Annotated in this window: 16 protein-coding genes and 1 tRNA gene; 13 read left to right on the plus strand and 4 right to left on the minus strand. The window is 70.5% G+C overall.

Translation table 11 applies throughout. The features are described 5' to 3' along the window. Nucleotides 1-394 precede the first annotated feature (394 nt). The 5 genes from J1M46_RS13250 to J1M46_RS13270 are packed head-to-tail and all read left to right on the plus strand — an operon-like array spanning nt 395 to nt 5,208. Nucleotides 395-1,834 (plus strand): hypothetical protein, encoded by a 1,440-nt coding sequence (locus J1M46_RS13250; protein ID WP_206448224.1) that lies wholly within the window; start codon nt 395-397, stop codon nt 1,832-1,834. 40 nt (nt 1,835-1,874) lie between these two features. Then, nucleotides 1,875-2,576: an ATP-binding cassette domain-containing protein gene (locus J1M46_RS13255; protein ID WP_206448225.1), complete on the plus strand. Its 702-nt coding sequence runs from the start codon at nt 1,875-1,877 to the stop codon at nt 2,574-2,576. Nucleotides 2,577-2,602: 26 nt separating this feature from the next. After that, the gene (locus tag J1M46_RS13260; RefSeq protein WP_206448226.1) at nt 2,603-3,148 is read left to right on the plus strand and encodes a hypothetical protein; all 546 of its coding nucleotides are present in this window, start codon (nt 2,603-2,605) and stop codon (nt 3,146-3,148) included. 9 nt (nt 3,149-3,157) lie between these two features. Then, nucleotides 3,158-4,900, plus strand: a complete 1,743-nt coding sequence (locus tag J1M46_RS13265) for a lysine--tRNA ligase (RefSeq protein WP_206448227.1) — start codon at nt 3,158-3,160, stop codon at nt 4,898-4,900. 53 nt (nt 4,901-4,953) lie between these two features. Further along, the gene (locus J1M46_RS13270) at nt 4,954-5,208 is read left to right on the plus strand and encodes a hypothetical protein (protein ID WP_206448768.1); all 255 of its coding nucleotides are present in this window, start codon (nt 4,954-4,956) and stop codon (nt 5,206-5,208) included. On the opposite strand, the gene J1M46_RS15860 is transcribed toward J1M46_RS13270, so the two are convergent. The 3 genes from J1M46_RS15860 to J1M46_RS13285 are packed head-to-tail and all read right to left on the minus strand — an operon-like array spanning nt 5,202 to nt 7,585. Continuing rightward, on the minus strand, nt 5,202-6,566 hold the full coding sequence (locus tag J1M46_RS15860) for a CPBP family glutamic-type intramembrane protease (RefSeq protein ID WP_206448228.1): 1,365 nt from the start codon (nt 6,564-6,566) through the stop codon (nt 5,202-5,204). The two genes, J1M46_RS13270 and J1M46_RS15860, sit on opposite strands and share 7 nt — an antisense overlap. 27 nt (nt 6,567-6,593) lie before the next feature. After that, nucleotides 6,594-6,842 (minus strand): helix-turn-helix domain-containing protein, encoded by a 249-nt coding sequence (locus tag J1M46_RS13280; protein ID WP_206448229.1) that lies wholly within the window; start codon nt 6,840-6,842, stop codon nt 6,594-6,596. Continuing rightward, the gene (locus J1M46_RS13285) at nt 6,842-7,585 is read right to left on the minus strand and encodes a hypothetical protein (RefSeq protein WP_206448230.1); all 744 of its coding nucleotides are present in this window, start codon (nt 7,583-7,585) and stop codon (nt 6,842-6,844) included. The genes J1M46_RS13280 and J1M46_RS13285 overlap by 1 nt, the downstream gene beginning before the upstream one ends. Before the next feature lie 246 nt (nt 7,586-7,831). Between J1M46_RS13285 and J1M46_RS13290 the strand changes: the two genes are divergently transcribed. The 4 genes from J1M46_RS13290 to J1M46_RS13305 all read left to right on the plus strand — a co-directional run bounded on the left by J1M46_RS13290 (nt 7,832) and on the right by J1M46_RS13305 (nt 14,057). Beyond that, nucleotides 7,832-10,312: an ATP-dependent Clp protease ATP-binding subunit gene (locus tag J1M46_RS13290; RefSeq protein WP_206448231.1), complete on the plus strand. Its 2,481-nt coding sequence runs from the start codon at nt 7,832-7,834 to the stop codon at nt 10,310-10,312. A 261-nt stretch (nt 10,313-10,573) separates the two neighbouring features. Next, nucleotides 10,574-12,751, plus strand: a complete 2,178-nt coding sequence (locus J1M46_RS15865; protein ID WP_206448232.1) for a 5'-nucleotidase C-terminal domain-containing protein — start codon at nt 10,574-10,576, stop codon at nt 12,749-12,751. A 54-nt stretch (nt 12,752-12,805) separates the two neighbouring features. Continuing rightward, nucleotides 12,806-13,363: an amino-acid N-acetyltransferase gene (locus tag J1M46_RS13300; protein WP_206448233.1), complete on the plus strand. Its 558-nt coding sequence runs from the start codon at nt 12,806-12,808 to the stop codon at nt 13,361-13,363. Between the two features lie 25 nt (nt 13,364-13,388). Continuing rightward, nucleotides 13,389-14,057, plus strand: a complete 669-nt coding sequence (locus tag J1M46_RS13305) for a hypothetical protein (RefSeq protein ID WP_206448234.1) — start codon at nt 13,389-13,391, stop codon at nt 14,055-14,057. Here J1M46_RS13305 and radA read toward each other — a convergent pair whose 3' ends face one another. Next, complete coding sequence (gene radA, locus J1M46_RS13310; protein ID WP_206448235.1) at nt 14,058-15,419, minus strand: DNA repair protein RadA; 1,362 nt, start codon at nt 15,417-15,419, stop codon at nt 14,058-14,060. A gap of 118 nt (nt 15,420-15,537) precedes the next feature. Here radA and J1M46_RS13315 point away from each other — a divergent pair, with 118 nt between their 5' ends. The 4 genes from J1M46_RS13315 (at nt 15,538) to J1M46_RS13330 (ending at nt 18,030) form a co-directional block, all read left to right on the plus strand. Continuing rightward, nucleotides 15,538-15,906: a VOC family protein gene (locus tag J1M46_RS13315; protein ID WP_206448236.1), complete on the plus strand. Its 369-nt coding sequence runs from the start codon at nt 15,538-15,540 to the stop codon at nt 15,904-15,906. Beyond that, on the plus strand, nt 15,903-16,442 hold the full coding sequence (locus J1M46_RS13320; protein ID WP_206448237.1) for a GNAT family N-acetyltransferase: 540 nt from the start codon (nt 15,903-15,905) through the stop codon (nt 16,440-16,442). Before J1M46_RS13315 ends, J1M46_RS13320 begins: the two co-directional genes overlap by 4 nt. Nucleotides 16,443-16,453: 11 nt before the next feature. After that, nucleotides 16,454-16,544 (plus strand) — tRNA-Ser (locus J1M46_RS13325). Nucleotides 16,545-16,701: 157 nt separating this feature from the next. Then, the gene (locus tag J1M46_RS13330; protein WP_206448238.1) at nt 16,702-18,030 is read left to right on the plus strand and encodes a right-handed parallel beta-helix repeat-containing protein; all 1,329 of its coding nucleotides are present in this window, start codon (nt 16,702-16,704) and stop codon (nt 18,028-18,030) included. Nucleotides 18,031-18,297: the final 267 nt, after the last annotated feature.

Genomic DNA, 18,297 nt, shown 5'->3' on the forward strand with positions numbered 1-18,297 from the left:
TTGCATGTCGCGTCCAGGGGGGGGTAGCGTCCAAGTCACGCGAGCCGGTCGGCGGCTCCATCCGCAGGGAGACCGCAATGAAGCGAGTCAAGATCGGAATGCTTGGGATGCTCCTTGCAGGGCTGATGGTTGCCTCTACGGCGGTCGCGGCGCAAGCAGACCGCAACACCTCCATGTCCGGGTGGAGGCCTGGCTCTGCGAGTTCCTCTTGGGCTGACTCCAACGCGACGAACGTGTCGACGCGCGTGCGACTGTCGAGCGTGAACGTCTACCTCCCCTACACACCCTTGTCCGCGACGCCGTCCTCGGTGCAGCTGGAGTTGCAGTACGACCAGTGGGGCGTCGGTTGGGTCGGCCGCGGCAGCCGGACGTCGGCCCCTGGCATCCTGCATACATGGGCCAACCCCGGATCGGGCACGTATCGATTCCGCCTGAGCGGGTGGACGTCGAGCGGTCAGTGGTTCGGCACGGGCACGGACTGGCGGCTGAACGCAGGGGCCGTCTTCATCGGTTGGTAGCGGCGATCTCGCTGAGCCGCGTGCGGCTCGCGGCTCCGGTCTTCTCCAACGCGTCGTTCTGGGCCGGGAGCGGCGCTGTGCCGGTCATGGTGTTGGCGGTGGCGATCGACGTGCCAGGCTTCGTCGCGCCCCTGCCGACGTGGGAAAGCGTCGTCGCAACCTCGGGCATGGGGTTCGCGTTGGCCGGGCCGGTTGCCGCTGCAGGCTCGGCAGTCGCGGTCGCAACGGCACGGCAATGGCGTGCGGGCTCCGGCACTCGACCGACGAGGCCGGTGTGGCAACAGGTGTTGCAACGCATCTGGCCCGCGTGGCTCGCCCTGATCGTCGGCTTCGGCATCTGCCTGGTGTCGGTCGCGACCGCGACCTCGCCTGACACCGGCGGGGACCAGCTCGTGGCTGTGGTTGTCGCTGTCGCCAGCGCGGTGTCAATCCCGGTGATCGCGGGCGCGATGGTCGGTTGCAGTGTGACCGCCGTCGTCGCCGGCCCATTGACGCTGATCGTTGGCTACGCAATCTCCGCCTTCGGGCTGGTCGATCCCGCGTTGATCTCGCTTGGCGTGCTCGGCGGCACCTGGCTTCCCCATGCCACGCAGTCGCTCGATGCGTCGATCAGCCCCGCGCTACTCATCGGTCCGCCCCTCGCGTTCCTCGCCTTGGCGGCGATGCTGCGCGTCGCTGACCGGCGGCGGATATTGGCACGCGGCGCCGCACTGCTCGGAGTCGTGGCAGTCGTGGGAGGCATGTTGGCTTCGCCATTGATGGACGTGCGGGCACCCGGCACAGTCGCGCGATCGGCATCTGCGCTGCACTGCGTCGGAGTCGACGTGGAACTCTGCCTATGGCCTGAGGTCGAACGCGACCGAGATGAGCTCACGACTCACATCGCTGCATTCAATGCGGTCCTCGAGCGCGCGGCCTTGCCAACTCCGAGCACTGTGACGCCGCATCCAGAAGGCGCCGCCGATCTGTTCCTGTCGACGCGCGTGACTGACCCGGCGGACTGGATAGCAGTGCAGTTCGGCGAGTCATACACGTGGTCGATCGGATGCCTCGACTCGACTGGTTCGATGCCGATCTCGTCCGTGGGACCTCAGTCTGAGGAAGAGTCCGAGGCGATGTTGCGCGCCAGCGGCTTACTCTCGGCTGCGCTCGGCGGTGACCCGGGGTACGCCGCAAGCGCTCTAGGTTGGACACCGGCAGCGGGCACCGATCCGCTCCAGCATCTCGGAGCTGCCGACCCGGAGAGCGCTTTGTTTGCGTTCGCTGACTGGGTGGACACCATCCAAGAACACTGTGGAGTCGCGAATGCAACTTGAAATCGCAGGCCTTACGATCCGTCGCGGGATTCGTCGTCGCATGGTCTTCGACGCACTCGACTGGAAGGTCGATCGCCTTCCCCTCACCTTGCTAGGGCCCAACGGCGCTGGCAAGTCAACGCTGTTGGCCGTGCTGGGTGGCACGCTGCTGCCGAGTCGCGGCGTGGTCACGACCGACGTCGCCGGCGGCCTCGACGTGCAATCCCGTGCGTGGGCCCGGCACGTGGGCCTCGCGCCGCAGCACTTCCGGGGTCTTCGCGGCCTGACAGTGCGAGAGGTCATCGCGTACGCAGGCTGGCTCAAGGGCATGTCCCGCACCGACGCATGGCAGGCGAGCGAGACGGCGATCGACGTGGCGGCACTCGCTGCGCTCGCGAGCCGTGCCTCGAGCCAGCTCTCGGGCGGCGAGCTTCGACGCCTCGCTCTCGCCCAAGCGGTCGTTCACAGCCCTCGTCTGCTCCTGCTCGACGAGATCGATGCAGGCCTCGACGCCGCGCAGCGGATCGCGGTGCGCGCAGCGGTCGAGCGGCTCTCCGAGCGCACAGCGGTCATCTCAGCCACGCACGAGCTGGTCAGCATCCCCGGCGGCGACCACGCCGTCGCGATCATCGACGGCGGGCGCATCGTGTTCGAGGGCAACGCCGCCGAGTTCTTCGCGCGTGCGCCAGACGGGACGGCACTGCACCAGGTGGCGGAGGCGGCGTATCTCGCAGTGACCGAGCGAGTGCGCAGTCCGCAGTGAGATGGCTCCTTCGGGCTCGTCTGTCGATGGCCGCGGCCAGCGCTGCGTGGATCATCGTCGCCGCGCTGCCGCTGGTCGTGCCGTACCCGACCATTCGGGCTGGCATGCAGTGGCTCGATCTCGGGGCGTCCACCGTCATCCTGCCGCTCGTCGTCTCGGTCTGGCATCGCCGGCAGTTGGAGACGGAACGCCTGATGGGGCCGGTGAGAGCCGCCCCCGCGCTGCTCGACGCCGCGCTCGTGGCAGCGCTGCCGCTTGGCGCGGCGGCGCTCGCCGCGGCCGGTATCCCGAGCGCAGCGCATGCCCTGGTGCCGAGTCTTGCTCTCGGCGCGGCCGCGCTCGTCCTGGGAAGTCGCGGTGTGCCACCAGCGCTGACGGGCCTCCTCGTCGCATGGATCGCGATCTCGTTGCTGCTCGGCGATCGCCCTGACGGCAGTGCGCAAGTTTGGGCGCTGCCGATCACGACGGTCGCTGAGGGGCCGATCGTCGTGACACTCGTGCTTGTCTTTGTGTGCGCCTGCGTGTTCGCGGCCGTCGCAGACATCGGAAGACGGCCCCGACCGCGTTCGTAGAATGGATGCGTGACAGACGCAGAGCAGACCACTCCCACCACCGCGCACGAGCGCGCCGACTGGGTCTCGCGCCTGGCCGACGAGGTGATCGCCGAGGCCGAGCGCCGCGGGACCAAGCCCGTCGCCGCATCCGGCATCTCTCCCTCCGGCCCCGTGCACCTGGGCAACTTCCGCGAGGTGATGAGCCCGCACCTGGTGGTCGACGAGATCCAGCGCCGCGGCCTCGAGGCCGAGCACATCTTCAGCTGGGATGACTACGACCGCTTCCGCAAGGTGCCCGCCGGCATCGAGGGCGTCGACGAGGCGTGGGCCGAGCACATCGGCAAGCCGCTCACGAGCGTGCCCGCCCCTCCCGGCAGCGCAGAGTCGTCCTGGGCGGCGCACTTCCGCGTGCAGGCGGAGGCCTCGTTCGCGGAGGCGGGCATCCGCTACCGCGGCATCAGCCAGACCGAGCAGTACGCGGCCGGCGCCTACACCGAGCAGATCCTGCACGCGATGCGGCACCGCCGCGAGATCGACGCGATCCTCGCGCAGTACCGCACGCTGCCGGCGGCGAAGGATGAGGACGAGGCGCTGCAGGCGGCCCTCGACGCGTCGTCGGGCGCCGCGACCGAGGATGACGGCTCCGGCGGCGCCGAGTACTACCCCTACAAGCCGTACTGCACGAGCTGCGGCAAGGACCTCACGACCATCGAGGCCTACGACGACGAGTCGACCGAGATGACCTACTCCTGTCAGTGCGGGCACCGCGAGACGGTGCTGCTGCGCGAGTTCCGCTCGGGCAAGCTGGTCTGGAAGGTCGACTGGCCGATGCGCTGGGCCTACGAGCGCGTCGTGTTCGAGCCCTCCGGTGTCGACCATCAGAGCCCCGGCTCGTCCTTCCAGGTGGGGCTCGAACTGGCACCGGTGTTCGGCTGGCAGCGGCCGCTGGGCCCCATGTACGCCTTCGTCGGCTTCGCCGGCGTCGCCAAGATGTCGTCCTCGCGCGGCGGCGCCCCGGTGCCCGCCGACGCGCTCGCGGTGATGGAGGCGCCTGTGCTGCGCTGGCTCTACGCCCGCCGCCGCATGAACCAGTCCTTCGACGTCGCCTTCGGCTCGGAGCTGCAGCGCACCTACGACGAGTGGGACGCGCTGCTGCGCAAGGCCGAGGCCGGCACGGCGGGCGAGGCGGAGCTCGCCGCGCTCGAGCGTGCCACCTCGACCGCCCACGAGACCCTGCCGCAGACGCCGCGCCGCGTCGCCTACCGCACCCTCGCATCCGTCGTGGACCTCACCTTCGGCGACGAGGCGCAGGTGCTGCGGATCCTGGGCGGGCTCGACGCCGAAGACCCGATCACCTCGCTCGACCCGCTGCGGCCGCGGCTCGACAGGGTCGAGGCGTGGGTCGCCACCCACATGCCCGACGAGGAGCACACGGCCGTGCGGGACGCGCCCTACCGGGAGGCGCTCGACGCGCTCACCGAGACCGAGCGCGACGGCGTGCGGCTGCTGCTCGACGGCGGCCAGGGACTGCCGGCGATCGAAGAGGCGTGGACCCTGGATGGGCTGACGCACCAGGTCTACGGTGTCGCGAAGGTGCAGCGCGGCCTCGAGCCCGGCGCCATGGTGAAGGGCGACAAGGAGCTCTCGGCCGCCCAGCGTGCCTTCTTCGCGCTGCTCTACCGGCTGCTCGTCGGCCGCGAGGCCGGGCCCCGCATCCCGACGCTGCTGCTCGCGATCGGACGCGAGCGCGTGCGCGAGCTGCTCACCTGAGCGCAGCCGCTGCGGGTGACCGGCGCTCCGCGCGGTGCGGGTAGACTGGGCCCATGCCTGAAAGCTGGTGGGGGAACGCGATCTTCTCGCTCGTCCCGACGATCGTGCTCGGGCTCATCTTCTGGATGGTCATGCGCATGATCATCCGCGGCGACCGCACCGCGCGCCGCGAGTACGACCGCATCGAGGCCGAGGAGCGCGCCAAGCTGGGCCTGCCGCCCAAGGCTGCTGCGCCGGTCGAGGTCACCACGACGACGGATGCGTCGGTCGAGCCGACCTCGAAGGCCGGCCCGCCCGAACCTCAGTAGGCGGCCGCTGCCGCGGGTGGTGCGATCGGCGGTCGCGGCTCGAGCAGGTCGGCCGCGGCGCTGCCGGTGGTGAAGCGCTGCGTCTTCGCCATCGTGACGTGCACTGCGAGGTAGGCGAGCCCGAGCGCCGCCGCGGTGATGGCGGTCGAGAGCCAGTCCTCGCCCGCGACCGGCTGGCCCGAGAAGGCTGAGGTGCCGGTGAGCGCGAGCGGCACCATGATGAACACGTTGTTCGCGGTGTGCAGCACGGAGGCGGCCTCGAGGCCGCCCGTGCGGTAGGTGAGCATCGAGCAGGTGAAGCCCACCAGGGCCAGCTGCAGCGTCGCCGCGATCGACGGATGCGTGTGCAGGGCACCGAAGAGCAGTCCGGTCGCGGCACCGGTCCAGAGGGCGTTGCCGAGCCGACCGGTGAGCACCCAGGGTCCGATGGCCGCGGCTGCGAGGGCGAGCAGCGACAGCCACCAGGTGGCCGGCTGCAGGACCATCACGAGCAGCACCGGCAGTAGCATCACGAGCGCCGGCACGTACCGGTGCACGCGCCAGCCGCCCATCAGCTGCGGCAGGAGCCCACGGAAGGTGAACTCCTCGCCGGTCGACTGCAGCGGGGTGGTCAGCAGCACGGCGATGACGAGGCCCCAGTTGGGGTTCCACTGCCATTCGACCGTCGGGTCCATCCAGAGCGAGATGCCGATGTAGACGGCGAAGATCGGCACGATCACCAGCGCCGAGCGGGCCACGGCGCTCCAGCGCCAGCGGCCGACGACGCTGATCGCGAAGCCGGCGGCGCCCTTGCCGAACGCGGCCATCGCCACGATCGCACCGGGGATCATCGTCGCCCATGCCATGTTCACGGCGACCATGCCGAGGGGAGTCGCGACCACGGATTCGATGACGTCCATGCCGATCTGCGTCTCGTCGGTCGGCATGCTCGTCGGGTCGAGGGTCGCGAAGAAGCCGACCAGGCCGGGCAGCATCAAGGTGAGCGAGATGATCTGGCCCGCCATGAAGAAGCCGATGGCGATCGCCCAGGCGATGAACCAGCGGCCGACGCGGCGCTCGAACGGCCGGAACGCCTGAGTGTATGAGAGGCCAGACATCGGCAGCGCGGCAGGCAGCAGCGCCGGGCGCTTCGGGGCAGGCGGCTGCACGGCGTAGCCGGGCTGACCGTAGGGCGCGGTGCCATAGGCGGGCTGCCCGTACTGCGGCTGCTGCTCGTAGGCGGGCTGCCCGTACTGCGGCTGCTGCTCGTAGGCGGGCTGCCCGTAGTACTGCCCGTACTGCGGCTGCTGCCCGTACGGGGGCTGCTGTCCCTGCGGCTGGTCCCGCGGCTGGGGCTGGGGCTGGGGCTGATCGGTCACCGTGCTCCTCGCGTCGTCGCGTCGAGGCTATCGAGCGGAGCCTTGCGTTCCGTGAGCGTCGACCGTGAACAGCTCGCCGGGCTGGCAGCCGAGCGCATCGCAGAGCGCGATGAGGGTGGAGAAGCGGATGGCCTTGGCCCGGTCGTTCTTCAGCACCGACAGGTTGACCAGGCTGACGCCCACGTCCTCGGCGAGCGCCGTCAGGGTCATGCCGCGCTCGACGAGCAGCTCGTCGAGCCGGCAGTGCAGGCGCGAGAGGTCCTCATCGGCCGGCACTAGACGAGGCCCTCGGTGTCGCGCTGCAGCTGGTGGCCGTGCCGGAAGAGGGTCGCCAGGGCGGCGAGCCCGAGCCCGGCGCCGATCGGCCACAGCGGAAGGTCGATGCGGAAGCCGGCCCGCGGCAGCAGCACCGACGGGTCTGCCAGCTCGCCCGTCCACTCCGCGCCCGTCCAGGCGAGCGCCTCCTGCGCAGCCATGCTGCCTGCGACATCGCCGAGCACCTCCGCGAGGAGGCCACCGGCCAGCACCACCACAGCGGTGACCATCGTCAGTCGCTCGAGCAGCGGTGCGAACGGCCGACCGGCGCGCAGGCGCAGGCAGCCGACGGCGATCAGCGCCGCGACGGTGCCCGGCACGAGCCAGCCGAGCGCCAGCGCGATCGCCCAGCACAGGCGCGCGACGAAGCTCAGGTCGGCGACGAGCAGGTCGGCCGAGGTGAAGCCGCCGCCCACGCGGTTCGCGGTCGTCCCCTCGACCTCGGCGCCTGCGGGAAGCTGCGGCCAGAACTCCTGCACCGGCACGGTGATGCCGACGGGGTTCTGCAGCAGGGCGGCGAGCAGCGCGATGATCGCACCGATCGCCGACAGCGCTGCGGCACCTGCGGCGACGACGAGCGCCGTGGTGACGACGGCGCCCGAGCCGCCGTCGCGCCGCGCGCGCACGCCGACCACCAGCAGCGCGATGGCGCCCAGCAGCAGCGTGGCCATGACGAGCCCCGTCATCCCGGCGATTGTGCTCATCGCGACTCCCATCCGCATCGACAGGTGCCTGTCGATGCTCGTCTGAACCTTATCGATTATCGTTGTTATCGATTGTCGATGCGGTAACGGCGGGCCGTGACGAGCGCAAGGGCGGATGCGCGCACGGCGGCCACGACGCATCCGTCTGTCTCGGTCCGTGTCGGTCTGTGTCGCGCCCACAGCGAACAGCCGCACGCCGTCCCCCGACCCGCGGCTACGCTCGGGAACCAAGGAAGGGAGGCAGCGATGTTCGAGAGATTCACCGATCGCGCTCGCCGCGTCGTGGTGCTCGCCCAAGAAGAGGCGAAGCTGCTGAACCACAACTACATCGGCACGGAGCACATCCTGCTCGGCCTCATCCACGAGGGCGACGGCGTCGCCGCGAAGGCGCTCGAGCAGCTGGGCATCTCCCTCGATGCGGTGCGCTCGCAGGTGCAGGACATGATCGGCTCCGGCAGCCAGCAGACATCGGGACACATCCCGTTCACGCCGCGCGCCAAGAAGGTGCTCGAGCTGAGCCTGCGCGAGGCGCTGCAGCTCGGCCACAACTACATCGGCACCGAGCACGTGCTGCTCGGCCTCATCCGCGAGGGCGAGGGCGTCGCGGCCCAGGTGCTCGTCAAGCTGGGCGCCGACCTCAACCGCGTGCGGCAGACCGTCAACCAGCTGCTCGCCGGGTACCAGGGCAAGGAGTCGACCACGGTCGGCGGCGACCAGACCGTGCAGGCGGACGCCAAGGGCTCGCAGATCCTCGACCAGTTCGGGCGCAACCTCACCCAGGCCGCGCGCGACGGCAAGCTCGACCCGGTGATCGGGCGCGAGAAGGAGATCGAGCGGGTCATGCAGATCCTCTCCCGCCGCTCCAAGAACAACCCGGTGCTCATCGGCGAGCCGGGCGTCGGCAAGACCGCCGTCGTCGAAGGGCTCGCGCAGGCGATCATCAAGGGCGAGGTGCCCGAGACGCTGAAGGACAAGCAGGTCTACACGCTCGACCTCGGCTCGCTGATCGCGGGCAGCCGCTACCGCGGTGACTTCGAGGAGCGCCTGAAGAAGGTGACGAAGGAGATCCGCACGCGCGGCGACATCATCACCTTCATCGACGAGATCCACACGCTCGTCGGCGCCGGTGCCGCAGAGGGCGCGATCGATGCCGCGAACATCCTGAAGCCGCTGCTCGCCCGTGGCGAGCTGCAGACGATCGGCGCGACCACCCTCGACGAGTACCGCAAGCACTTCGAGAAGGATGCCGCGCTCGAGCGCCGCTTCCAGCCCATCCAGGTGAACGAGCCGTCGGTCGCCCACACGATCAACATCCTCAAGGGGCTCCGCGACCGCTACGAGTCGCACCACAAGGTGACGATCACCGACGGCGCGCTGGTCGCCGCGGCGAACCTCGCCGACCGCTACGTGCAGGACCGCTTCCTGCCCGACAAGGCGATCGACCTGATCGATGAGGGCGGCGCCCGCCTGCGGCTGTCGATCCTGTCGGCGCCGCCGGAGCTGCGCGAGTTCGACGAGAAGATCGCCGACGTTCGCAGCCGCAAGGAGGGCGCCATCGAGGGCCAGGACTTCGAGGCTGCGGCCCGCCTGCGCGACGAGGAGAAGGAGCTGCTCGGCGAGCGCCTGCGCCTCGAGAAGAAGTGGCGCTCGGGCGACGGCGGTCCCACCGGCGTGCTCGACGAGGGCGTGATCGCCGAGGTGCTGGCGAACGCGACCGGCATCCCGGTGTTCAAGCTCACCGAGGAGGAGTCGGCACGCCTGGTCTTCATGGAGAAGGCGCTGCACCAGCGCGTCATCGGCCAGGAGGAGGCCGTCAGCGTGCTGGCGAAGACCATCCGCCGTCAGCGCGCCGGCCTCAAGGATCCCCGCCGCCCCTCTGGCTCGTTCATCTTCGCCGGCCCCACGGGCGTCGGCAAGACCGAGCTCGCCAAGGCGCTCGCGGAGTTCCTCTTCGACGACGAGGACGCCCTGATCGCGCTCGACATGTCGGAGTACAGCGAGAAGCACACCGTCTCGCGGCTCTTCGGCGCTCCTCCCGGGTTCGTCGGCTTCGAGGAGGGCGGCCAGCTCACCGAGAAGGTGCGCCGCAAGCCGTTCTCGGTGGTGCTCTTCGACGAGATCGAGAAGGCGCACGTCGACATCTTCAACTCGCTGCTGCAGATCCTCGAGGAGGGTCGTCTCACCGACGGCCAGGGCCGCGTGGTCGACTTCAAGAACACCGTCATCATCATGACGACCAACCTCGGCACCAAGGACATCTCGGGCGGCCCGGTCGGCTTCGTGCTGGAGGGCGACTCGGAGAACGACTACGACCGGATGCGCGGCAAGGTCCGCGAGGAGCTCAAGAAGAACTTCAAGCCCGAGTTCCTCAACCGCGTCGACGAGATGATCGTCTTCCCGCAGCTGGACCCCGAGGAGCTGCTGCAGATCGTCGACCTGTTCATCGGCCGGCTCTCCGAGCGACTGCTCGACCGCGATATGACGATCGAGCTGACCGTGGCGGCCAAGCGGCACCTCGTCACGATCGGCCACGACCCCGCACTGGGCGCGCGGCCGCTCCGTCGCGCGGTGCAGCATGAGATCGAGGACGTGCTGAGCGAGAAGATCCTGCATGGCGAGCTGGGTGCCGGCGAGCACGTGACGGTGGACTTCGCCGACAACGCATTCGTGTTCTCGCACACGAGCCCGGAGCCGCACGAGCCGGAGCTCGAGGCCGCTGGCGCCTGATCGGCTGCCTGCACGAGAAGGGGATCCCGAGAGGGGTCCCCTTCTCGCTGGTTCCGATGGAAGACCGCGGATGTTCACCTGCCGGCAACTTTTGGGCCTCGCGCTCACCCTCGGAACTTCCTAGGGTGGATCTTGGCGCGCCCTGTGCGCCTTCCGCATCCATGGCAACGGAGACACTGTGATGAAGCACTTCAAGCGCAATACCGCGGTTGGCGCCGCCTGCGCACTCGGACTCGGGCTGATGGTCGCCCGCAGGCCGCTGTGGCAGCGCCGATCGAGGTCGACCCAGCGACGACCGCCGTCGTGAACCTCCTCCACTTCAACGACTTCCACGGCCGCATCGTCGGCAGCTCGGTCGATGAGGGAACGTTCATCCCCAGCACGACCACGCTGTTCGCCGGCACCATCGAGCAGCTGCGCGCCGACTACGCGTCGAACACACTGCTGCTCTCGGGCGGCGACTCCATCGGCGCCTCCAACTTCACCTCCGCCTCGCAGGACGATGAGCCGGCGATCGACGTGCTGAACGCGCTGGATGTGTCGGCCTCGGCGGTCGGCAACCACGAGTTCGACAAGGGCGTCGACGACATCGTCGCCGGCGGCCGCGTCGACCTGCTGGCGGACTTCCCGTACCTCTCCGCGAACGTGACGCTCGACGGGGCGCCCATCGGGCCCGCCTACGAGACCTTCGAGGTCGACGGCGTCACCGTTGCCGTGATCGGTGCGGTCACAGAGCAGACTCCGAGCCTTGTCGACGGCAGCGGCCTCCTGGGGGTCGAGTTCGCCGACCCCGTGACCGCGATCAACGGCATCGCGGCCGAACTCACCGACGGCAACGCCGCCAACGGCGAGGCGGAGGTCATCGTCGCAGAGATCCACGAGGGCTCGCAGGTCAACGTTCCGCTGAACGCCCCGCAGGCGGAGCAGCAGGCGCTGCTCGGGCCCGACGCGGCCGCGGGCGGCGTGTTCGGCAACATGGTCAACAACCTCTCGGCCGAGGTCGACGTGATCTTCAACGGTCACACCCAACGCGCGTACAGCTGGATGGCGCCGGTTCCCGGTGTTCCCGGCGCGACGCGGCCGGTGGTGCAGTCCAACGAGTACTCGAACGTGGTCGGCCAGGTGGTGCTGGCCGTCGACCGTGCCAGCGGTGAGGCGACTGCGGAGGTGCTGACCAACCACCAGCGACTCACGGTGCCCGCCGGCGAGGACCCGGAGGCGTTCCAGACCGGCCTCGAGGAGACCTACCCGCGCGTCGCAGCGGTCTCGACGATCGTCGAGGCGGCTGAGGAGCAGGCGGCTATCGTCGGCAACCAGGAGGTCGGCACGATCACCGGTCCGATCACCGTGCCGGCGGAGTCCAACGGCAACCGCGGCGAGGAGTCGACCGCAGCGCAGATGGTCGCCAACATGTACCGAGACCAGCTCGCAAGCGACACCCGCGGCGGTGCCGAGATCGGCATCGTCAACCCCGGCGGCGTGCGCGACAGCTTCCTGTACGAGCCCACCGCGCCCGAGACGGCACCCGGCATCGTGCGCCTCGCCGAGGCGAACACGATGCTGCCGTTCATCAACAACCTCTGGTCGATCACGCTGACGGGCGCACAGCTCGACCAACTGCTCGAGGAGCAGTGGCAGCGGAGCGCGGAGGGCGTGCCCTTCACTTCCGGGCGCACCTATCTGCAGCTGGGCCTCAGCGACAACGTCACGTACGTCTCCGACCCATCGCGGCCGCTGGACGATCGCGTCAGCGACATCCAGATCGACGGTGCGTTCGTCGCTCCGGACCAGCAGGTGCGCATCGCCAGCGCGTCGTTCCTGATGGGCGTGAACGGCGGCACGCCGGGCGACAACTTCTGGGCTTTCGCCGGTGGCACCGACGAGCGCGACTCGGGTCTGGTCGACCAGGACGCGCTGCTGGGCTACCTGGGCGACAACCCGGGCCTCGCGCCCGACTACTCGGTGCGCCACGTCGACCTGACCGGGCTGCCCGCAGCGGCTGTGACGGACGGCACCGAGGTCACGATCGACGTGAGCCAGATCGACCGCATCCGTTCCACAGGCGCGAGCGCGAGCGAGTGGCTCGAGGTGCGTGCCGCCGACGGGACCGTGCTCGGCACCGCTGCGGTCGTGGTCGAGAACGACGGTGCCGGCGCACCGCTGAGAACCGTGGCGACGGTGACCTTCACCGCCGCCACCGACCGTGAGGACGGCTCCACGGCCGCCGAGGACTACCGCATCGTGACCTCGAACGGAACCGAGATCCCGTTCCAACTCGAGGTGACCGCAGAGGCGGAAGCGGAGGGTCCGGGCAACGGCAACGGCAACGGCAACGCGTACGGCCACGCCAATGGCCAGGGGCACAGCTCGCACGGCAACGGCAACGGCAACGGCCACGACAAGGGGCAGCACCGACACGACGCGATCCTCTTCTACTGATCCATAGTTGACGGGGCGGGAGGCGCAGCGCCGCCTCCCGCCCTGGCGTGCCCGATGGGTGGAGCAGGACGGGGGCACACCCGCGTAGGCTCGGTGACCGTGACCACCGACGCATCCGCCATCACCGTGCGCCCCGCCCGCACGAGCGACGTGCGGGCGATGCAGCGCATCATCGAGCCCTACGTGCAGCGCCGCATCCTGCTCGGCAAGGAGCTCGTCACGCTCTTCGAGGCTGTGCAGGAGTTCGTGGTCGCCGAGCGCGAGGGCGAGCTGGTCGGCTGCGGCGCACTGCACGTGCTGTGGGAGGACCTGGGCGAGGTGCGCACCATCGCCGCAGCCCAGGGCGCGGTCGGCAAGGGTGTCGGCCACGCCATGCTCGATGCGCTCGAGCACCGCGCGCGAGAGCTCGGCCTGACCCGCCTGTTCTGCCTGACCTTCGAGACCGACTTCTTCGGCCGGCACGGCTACGAGGAGGTCGACGAGCAGGTGGTGCCGCCCGAGGTCTTCGCCGAGCTGCTCCGCTCGGCCGACGGTGGCGTCGCCGAGTTCCTCGATCTCGCGCACGTCAAGCCCAACACGCTGGGCAACACGCGCATGCTCAAGCGTCTCTGAGCCGGCTCTCGCCTACCCTGGATCAGTGAGCAAGGGATCTTCAGCGAAGCGCCGCGCGGCCGTGCGCAGACGCCGCACGCTGCTGACGCTGCTCGTGCTGGTGGTCGTGGCGGCCGTCGCGCTGTTCGTCTGGCGCCCGTGGGAGGCCGGCGAGCCGACGCCGCCGCCGGTGCCGAGCGAGAGCACGCCGACGTCGCCCGAGGCGGGCGAGACCGAGCCGAGCGAGACGCCCCAGCCGACCGAGACGGAGCCGTTCACGCCGATCGGCGGCAACCCGACGGCGGATGCCGGTGAGCCCTGCGCGCCCGAGCAGGTGCGCGTCACCCCGCAGACCGATCACACCACCTACGCCGCCGACGAGCCCGTGCAGCTCTCGTTCACCCTCGAGAACACCGGCGAGGCGGCCTGCTCGCTGAACGTCGGTACGAGTGTGCAGGAGTACGAGATCCGCACCGGCGACGAGCTCGTCTACCGCTGGTCGGACTGCGCGGCCGACGTGCAGGACAGCGTCGCGACGCTCGAGCCGGGCGCACCGCAGACGACCGTGCCGATCGAGTGGGACCGCAGCCGGTCGTCTGCGGACACCTGCACCTCGGAGCGGCCGCAGGTCACCGCGGGCGGCGCCGCCTACAACCTCAGCGTGCAGGTCGGTGACTTCGCCAGCCTGGAGAGCCGGCAGTTCATCCTCGAGTGATCAGAACTCGGGCACGGCGATCGGCCGCTGCACCGGGGCGGACTCGTTGCGACCCTGCCTGATCGCCTCTGGGACGGCGTTGCGCACCAGGCCGACGGCGTCGTCCAGGACGCGCGTGTAGCCGAGCCGCCTGGCCTCCTGCACGCGGCGGCCGGCCGCCGAGGCTGCCCGGATCTCGCCGGCCAGCGAGATCTCCCCGACAGCCGCGAGCCGGCGCGGCAGCGCGACGTTGTGCTCGGCGCTCGCGATGGCGAGCGCGATCGCCAGGTCGGCGCCCGGCTCGGTGAGCTTGATGCCGCCGACGGTCGAGACGTAGACGTCCCTGCCGCCCAGGTGCAGGCCGGCGTGCCGCTCGAGCACCGCGAGCACCATCGCGACGCGCGACGCGTCGACGCCGTTCACGACCCGCCGCGGCTGCGGCGTCGACGCCGCGACCACGAGCGCCTGCACCTCCACGGGGATCGCCCGCCGCCCCTCGAGGGCCACGGTCACGCAGGTGCCCGCGAGCGGCGTCGCAGACCGCGAGAGGAACAGGCCGGAGGGGTCCGGCACCTCGAGGATGCCGTCGCCGGTCATCTCGAAGCAGCCCACCTCGTCGGTCGGGCCGAAGCGGTTCTTCGAGGTGCGCACGAAGCGCAGCGCCGTCTGCCGGTCGCCGTCGAAGTGCGCGACGACATCGACGAGGTGCTCGAGCAGCCGCGGCCCGGCGACCGAGCCGTCCTTGGTGACGTGCCCGACCAGCAGCAGCGGCACATCCGCCTCCTTCGCCGCTCGGGTGAGGGCGGACGCGACGTCGCGCACCTGGCTGGGGCCGCCGGCGAGGCCGTCGTTGTCGGCGTTCGCGACCGATTGCGCCGAGTCGACGATCACGAGCTCGGGCTGCGTCTCGACCAGCTGGCCGAGGATGGTCGCCAGGTCGGTCTCGCTCGCGAGGTAGAGCTGCGGCTCGAGCGCGCCGGTGCGCTCGGCGCGCAGCCGCACCTGCGCGAGCGACTCCTCGCCGGAGACGTAGAGCACCCGCTTCCCGGCGGCGGCGGCCTTCGCGGCGACCGCGAGCAGCAGCGTCGACTTGCCCACCCCCGGCTCGCCCGAGCACAGCACCACCGCGCCCGGCACGATGCCGCCGCCGAGCACGCGATCGAACTCGCCGATCCCGGTCGGCCACCGGGGCGCATCCGTCGTCTGCAGCTCGGTGATCGGCCGTGCGCCGCGGCCGGCGGGCACGGTGGCGGGGCGGATGCGCGTCACCGATGCGCCGACCTCCTCGACGGTGCCCCACTGCTGGCACTCGCCGCAGCGGCCGACCCACTTGAGGGTCGCCCAACCGCACTCGGAGCAGCGGAACGCGGGAGCCTTGGCCATGCCTGCGAGGCTACCGGCGACCGCTGACTCCCCGGGCCGGCACCGCGCGCACCTGTCAGCGGTGTCCCTGCGCGCGGGCTGTGAGCGGCATCGGCGAGCGACCCAGTACCTTGTCCTCATGCTCAGTGTCGGCTCGATCGTGATCCGCTGCAGCGACCTCGATCGCCAGCTGCTGTTCTGGTCGGCCGCGCTCGACTATGAGCCCCGTGTGCCGCTCGACGAGGGGTTCGCGCTGCTGCGCCCGCGCTCGGGCGAGGGGCCGAACGTCTCCCTCGACGCCGTGCCCAGCGAGCGCATCCTGCCCCCGCGCATCCACCTCGACCTGTACGCCGACGACCAGGCTGCTGAGCTCGACCGGCTCGAGTCGCTCGGGGCGCTGCGCGTGCACTGGCCGAAGCGCCCGGAGGGTGCCGACTACGTGATCATGGAGGATCCCGAGGGCAACCGGTTCTGCGTGGTCGACGCCGCCCCGGGCGAGGCGGCATGACCGCCAACATCCGCGACGCGCGCATCGACGACGTCGCAGGCATCGCGAAGGTGCGGGTCGAGACCTGGCGGGCGGCCTACGACGGCCTGGTGCCCCAGGAGATCCTCGACCGCATGGACATCGAGCGCGAGACCGCCCGCCGCATGGAGCACTGGGATGACATGCATGCGGATGCGCGCTGCCACGACCTGGTGGCGGTGGCCGACGGCGAGGTGGTCGGCTGGGCCATGTGCGGGCCGGCGCGCGACGAGGACGCGCCCGCGACCGGCGAGGTGTACGCGATCTACGCGCACGCCTCGCGGTGGTCGCGCGGCGTCGGCAACGCGCTGCTGCTGGAGCTCGAGCGGCGGCTGATCGCCGATGGGCACGCGAACGCCTATCTGTGGCGGCTGGTCGGCAACGATCGCGCCGACCACTTCTACGAGGCGCACGGCTGGCGCGCCGACGGCGGCGAGAAGGTCGAGGAGGGCATGCGCGAGCTGCGGCACGTGCGGGTGCTGGGCCGCGCGTTGGCGCAGGGTTCTGCGCTCGTGTAAGATATTCCCTTGGTGACGTGTCCGAGCGGCCGAAGGTGCGACTCTCGAAAAGTCGTGTAGGGCAACCCCCTACCGTGGGTTCAAATCCCACCGTCACCGCCAAACCGCGTCCTTGCTCTCGCCAGCAAGGGCGCGGTTTTCGTTGTGCGCGGTCATGCCTGCCTATCTGCAGCCGCCCTGCTCGACGCTCTTCCGCTGCGGCGGGAGCGTGCGTAGGTTGATCCTGACGCGGGCCATCGCTCGCCGGGGAGGGGCAGCCATGGCCGGCACCGCGAGCACGCCTGCCCTCGCCCTCCCCCTGCTCTGCGCCTCGGCGCTGCGCTCGCGCGTGCTGGCGATTCGGACTGCTGCGGCCCTCGCGACGGTGGTCGTGCTCGCGGGGTGCTCGGCATCGCCGACGGAGCCCGCGCCGTCGGCCTCGAACTCACTCCCGGAGGCCTGCGCGGCAGCAGCGGAGACAGTCGTGCAGGCGGCCGGCGAGGTGGTCGCGGCCTACGCGCCGGAGGCGGTCGAGGCGGCGGGTGCGACGCCCGCGGAACCCGACGGCGACCCGCTCGGCGAGGCCGTCGAGACCGCCATCGCGGAGCGCGATCTGCTGGGCTGCAACCCCAGCGTCTTCCGCAGCGACATCGCCGCCGGGCTTGACGAGATCGAAGCAGACGGCCCGCTGGCGGCCGCGGTGCAGCGGCGCGTGACGGCCTCGATCCTGGGCACCGGCCGCACCGAGCCGGGCGAGTGGATGCTGGCCGCCGGCGCCGACCTGCACGACGCCGTCGCGCGTGCCGTCGAGGGCACGACGATCGTGCTGCCGGCCGGCACCTGGGAGCTCGACGAGACGCTCGTGCTGCTCGACGGGGTGCTGCTGCGAGGCGCCGGCCGCGACGCGACGACCCTGCGCTCGAGTGCTGGCGAGGCGGCTGTCGTCGCCGCCACCGCGTCGCTCGTGCGGATCGAGTCGCTCACGGTCGAGGTGGTCGGCGACCAGCCCGCCTCTGCCGTCGTCGGCGGCCCGAACGCCTCGATCGCGCTCACCGAGGTGCGTCTCGCGGGCGCGGTCGTGGGCGAGGCGGGCGAGGGCGGCGCCGGCCTCCTGCTCTCTGCGCCGGGCGACGAGGCATCGGGTGGCGGCACGACGCTCGAGGTGACGGATTCGCTGCTCGAGGGCAACGGGTGGGCAGGCATCGCGGTCTCCGGCGGCCATCGCGTCAGCATCGTCTCGACCGCGTTCGTCGGCAACGGCGACGCCGGCATGCTCTTTCTCGACCAGAGCTCCGGCTCGGTCCGCTCGAGCACCTTCATCGACAACGGCGTGGGCATCGCGGCGACCGGTTCCGCGACACCGACATGGCTCGGGAGCAGCGTGTCGGGAGGCGCCGTCGGACTGCAGCTGGACGCATCCGCCATGCCGGTCATCGACGGTATGACCATTACCGGGACGAGCTCGGCGGCGGTCATCTTCGGGGGCGAGTCCGGCGGTCGGATCGAGGGTACGAACTGCCCGGACGTGCCATACGGGATCGTGATCGCCGACACCGCTGCGCCTACCCTGGGAGCGAACGAGTGTGCGATCGCCCGCGGCGGAGAGTGACCGCCCCGTCATTTTGCTGACCGGGTCTAGATACACGAACGTGCGGCGCTCTGAGCAGAACCTGAGCCAACGTTGAGCAAGAGTGGCGCGACACGCCGTTGGGGTGCTTGACACTTCGGTGGGATGCTTCATCTCGTTGTGACCGCAGCCGGGTCCCCAGCCGCGGACGATCCAACTCGAAGGCGATGCGACATGTCGTATTCGGACTCCTCCCTTGCAGACGCAGCGCGTCTCGGGTCGAGTCGCGGCGGGCGCAGGGTCGGCCGG

It is taken from the genome of Agrococcus sp. KRD186, assembly GCF_017168255.1.
In the GTDB taxonomy this organism is placed as follows: domain Bacteria; phylum Actinomycetota; class Actinomycetes; order Actinomycetales; family Microbacteriaceae; genus Agrococcus.